Origin of the sequence: uncultured Granulicatella sp. (assembly GCF_963515095.1) — a bacterium.
Classification (GTDB): Bacteria; Bacillota; Bacilli; order Lactobacillales; family Aerococcaceae; genus Granulicatella.
The window spans coordinates 1-4,130 of the sequence record NZ_CAUPXD010000059.1; the positions used below are offsets into that span (position 1 = coordinate 1).

The 4,130-nt window shown below is 34.8% G+C and carries 4 protein-coding genes; all 4 read left to right on the forward strand.

Annotated elements, in window-relative coordinates:
• The first annotated feature begins 723 nt into the window (after window positions 1-723).
• A complete protein-coding gene (locus tag RWL86_RS08320) occupies window positions 724-1,176 on the forward strand; it encodes a YhcH/YjgK/YiaL family protein (protein WP_000587459.1) in 453 nt (150 codons plus the stop codon).
• 18 nt (window positions 1,177-1,194) lie between these two features.
• Window positions 1,195-2,532 (forward strand): ABC transporter substrate-binding protein, encoded by a 1,338-nt coding sequence (locus RWL86_RS08325; RefSeq protein WP_057517239.1) that lies wholly within the window; start codon window positions 1,195-1,197, stop codon window positions 2,530-2,532.
• Between the two features lie 78 nt (window positions 2,533-2,610).
• Complete coding sequence (locus RWL86_RS08330; RefSeq protein WP_023946138.1) at window positions 2,611-3,495, forward strand: carbohydrate ABC transporter permease; 885 nt, start codon at window positions 2,611-2,613, stop codon at window positions 3,493-3,495.
• The coding region (locus RWL86_RS08335; RefSeq protein ID WP_314078791.1) for a carbohydrate ABC transporter permease at window positions 3,495-4,130 on the forward strand (636 nt) is incomplete at its 3' end. The genes RWL86_RS08330 and RWL86_RS08335, both read left to right, overlap by 1 nt.

Genomic DNA, 4,130 nt, shown 5'->3' on the forward strand with positions numbered 1-4,130 from the left:
ATATTCTAGTTCATATATACTTTGAAATTCATACTCTTCGAAAATCTCTTCAAACTACGTCAGCTTCGCCTTGCCGCACTCAAGTACAGTATGCGGCTAGCTTCCTAGTTTGCTCTTTGATTTTCATTGAGTATGAAATTGAGTTTTTGTTCAATCTCTTTTTACATTACTAATGTGACTAGAAAATGCCATATATGTTCTGAATGAACTATAACAAAGAGGGATATATCTGAATTTTAAATAAACCAGTCTAGAGCCTAAGAAGATAGTGAGGGTTCTAGATTGGTTTTTAATAATTGATAAAATTAGATTTATATTTAAAGTGGTTTTAGACAATAAAAAATTTTAAGCCATTTTATAATGGTTGTTTTATGATTATATCACCTAAGTATAAAAAAGTATTAATATATTTGGCATAGAAAGTAGTTTCTTAATAATGTGTTATATAAAATATTTATAAAAGTATATTCTATCTTACAACAAATATTGAAAGCGCTTTTAAAAAGGTATATAATGGGTTCATAAAACAAGGAAAATGAAACATAGACAAGATACGTTATAAGAAATGTAATAAATAATTTTCTTGGAGTTTATCGTATGTAAGAAACAGAAATAGATTCTTGATAGAATTGAGAATTAACATATCGTAAACTATATATTTTTAAAATAGGGAGTGTGGTGCTGCTGTATACAAATAAAAATCTGTAGAAAGGAGGATAGGGTATGATTATTACAAAAATTAGCCGTTTAGGAACTTATGTGGGAGTAAATCCACATTTTGCAACATTGATAGATTTTCTAGAAAAAACAGGACTAGAAAATTTAACAGAAGGTCCGATTGCTATCGATGGTAATCGATTGTTTGGGAATTGCTTTACTTATCTAGCAGATGGTCAAGCAGGGGCTTTCTTTGAAACACACCAAAAATATTTGGATATTCATTTAGTTTTGGAAAACGAAGAAGCCATGGCTGTTACGTCGCCGGAAAATGTAAGCGTTACCCAAGAGTATGATGAAGAGAAGGATATTGAATTATACACAGGGAAAGTGGAACAGTTGGTTCATTTGAGAGCTGGCGAATGTCTCATCACTTTTCCAGAAGATTTACATCAACCCAAGGTTCGTATAAATGATGAACCTGTGAAAAAAGTTGTCTTTAAAGTTGCGATTTCTTAATGTAGAAAGGGAAGAACGATGAAAAAAATGAGAAAGTTTTTATGTCTAGCTGGAGTTGCGCTAGCAGCCGTTGCCTTGGTAGCTTGTTCAGGAAAAAAAGAAGCTACAACTAGTACTGAACCACCGACAGAATTATCTGGTGAGATTACAATGTGGCACTCCTTTACTCAAGGACCACGTTTAGAAAGTATTCAAAAATCAGCAGATGCCTTCATGCAAAAGCATCCGAAAACGAAAATTAAGATTGAAACATTCTCTTGGAATGACTTCTATACTAAATGGACTACAGGTTTAGCAAATGGGAATGTGCCAGATATCAGTACAGCTCTTCCTAACCAAGTAATGGAAATGGTCAACTCAGATGCTTTGGTTCCGCTAAATGATTCTATCAAGCGTATTGGACAGGATAAATTTAACGAAACTGCCTTAAATGAAGCAAAAATCGGAGATGATTACTACTCTGTTCCTCTTTATTCACATGCACAAGTTATGTGGGTTAGAACTGATTTGTTAAAAGAACATAATATTGAGGTTCCTAAAACTTGGGATCAACTCTATGAAGCTTCTAAAAAATTGAAAGAAGCTGGAGTTTATGGATTATCTGTTCCGTTCGGAACAAATGACTTAATGGCAACACGCTTCTTGAACTTCTACGTACGTAGTGGTGGAGGAAGCCTCTTAACAAAAGATCTTAAAGCAGATTTGACAAGCCAACTTGCTCAAGATGGTATTAAATACTGGGTTAAAATGTATAAAGAAATCTCACCTCAAGATTCTTTGAACTTTAATGTCCTTCAACAAGCTACCTTGTTCTATCAAGGAAAAACAGCATTTGACTTTAACTCTGGCTTCCATATTGGAGGAATTAATGCCAACAGTCCTCAATTGATTGATTCGATTGATGCTTATCCTATTCCAAAAATCAAAGAATCTGATAAGGACCAAGGAATTGAAACCTCAAACATTCCAATGGTTGTTTGGAAAAATTCAAAACACCCAGAAGTTGCTAAAGCATTCTTAGAATCACTTTATAACGAAGAAGACTACATTAAATTCCTTGATTCAACTCCAGTAGGTATGTTGCCAACTATTAAGGGGATTAGCGATTCTGCAGCCTATAAAGAAAATGAAACTCGTAAGAAATTTAAACATGCTGAAGAAGTAATTACTGAAGCTGTTAAAAAAGGTACTGCTATTGGTTATGAAAATGGACCAAGTGTACAAGCTGGTATGTTGACTAACCAACACATTATTGAACAAATGTTCCAAGATATCATTACAAATGGAACAGATCCTATGAAAGCAGCAAAAGAAGCAGAAAAACAATTAAACGATTTATTTGAGGCTGTTCAGTAGATGTAAAAGACTAGAAAATAGGTGGGCTAGTGAGCTGAAAAGCCCTAGCCCAATCTTGTAAAAGAAGGGAGAAGGAGAATGGTTAAAGAACGTAATTTAACTCGCTGGATATTTGTTTTGCCAGCTATGATTATCGTAGGATTACTCTTTGTTTATCCGTTTTTCTCGAGTATTTTTTATAGCTTTACCAATAAGCATTTGATTATGCCCAATTATAAATTTGTTGGTTTAGCTAACTATAAAGCTGTGCTATCAGATCCCAACTTCTTTAATGCGTTCTTTAATTCAATTAAGTGGACCGTGTTCTCATTAGTTGGTCAAGTTTTAGTAGGGTTTGTATTGGCTTTAGCTCTTCACAGAGTACGCCACTTCAAGAAATTATATAGGACCTTATTGATTGTTCCTTGGGCGTTTCCTACAATCGTCATTGCCTTTTCTTGGCAGTGGATTCTAAACGGGGTTTATGGCTACTTACCTAATCTAATCGTAAAATTAGGTTTAATGGATCATACACCTGCATTTTTGACAGATAGTACATGGGCATTCCTATGTTTGGTGTTTATCAACATTTGGTTTGGAGCGCCGATGATTATGGTTAATGTGCTTTCAGCTTTGCAAACAGTACCAGAAGAACAATTTGAAGCTGCTAAGATAGATGGTGCTTCAAGTTGGCAGGTGTTCAAGTTTATCGTCTTTCCACATATTAAAGTGGTTGTAGGTCTTTTAGTTGTTTTGAGAACTGTATGGATCTTTAATAACTTTGATATCATCTACCTAATTACTGGTGGTGGACCAGCCAATGCTACAACGACGCTTCCAATTTTTGCTTACAACCTGGGTTGGGGAACTAAATTGTTGGGTCGTGCTTCAGCAGTCACAGTATTGCTCTTTATCTTCTTGGTGGCGATTTGCTTTATCTACTTTGCTATCATCAGTAAGTGGGAAAAGGAGGGTAGAAAATAATGAAGAAGAAATCCAGTATTTATTTAGATATTCTCTCACATGCACTCTTGATTGGTGCGACTATTGTTGCAATTTTCCCATTGGTATGGATTATCATATCGTCTGTCAAGGGGAAAGGGGAATTGACTCAGTATCCAACACGATTTTGGCCTGAACAGTTCACATTAGATTATTTTACTCATGTTATCAACGATTTGCACTTTATTGATAACATTCGAAATAGTTTAATCATTGCCTTAGCTACAACCCTTATTGCGATTATTATTTCTGCTATGGCAGCCTATGGTATTGTTCGATTCTTTCCTAAATTGGGAGCAATCATGTCGAGATTACTTGTCATTACCTACATTTTCCCACCAATTTTGTTAGCAATTCCCTATTCAATTGCTATTGCTAAAGTTGGGTTAACAAACAGTTTATTTGGCTTGATGATGGTTTATCTATCTTTTAGTGTTCCATATGCAGTTTGGCTCTTAGTTGGATTTTTCCAAACAGTTCCAATTGGAATTGAAGAAGCAGCTCGAATTGATGGTGCAAATAAATTTGTTACGTTTTATAAAGTTGTGCTACCGATTGTAGCACCAGGTATTGTAGCAACAGCTATTTATACATTTATCAATGCTTGGAATGAATTC

Bases quoted from the DNA above. Each gene is read 5' to 3' on its own strand.
- RWL86_RS08325 (WP_057517239.1), top strand. From the start codon at position 1,195: ATGAAAAAAATGAGAAAGTTTTTATGTCTAGCTGGAGTTGCGCTAGCA.
- RWL86_RS08320 (WP_000587459.1), top strand. From the start codon at position 724: ATGATTATTACAAAAATTAGCCGTTTAGGAACTTATGTGGGAGTAAAT.
- RWL86_RS08330 (WP_023946138.1), top strand. From the start codon at position 2,611: ATGGTTAAAGAACGTAATTTAACTCGCTGGATATTTGTTTTGCCAGCT.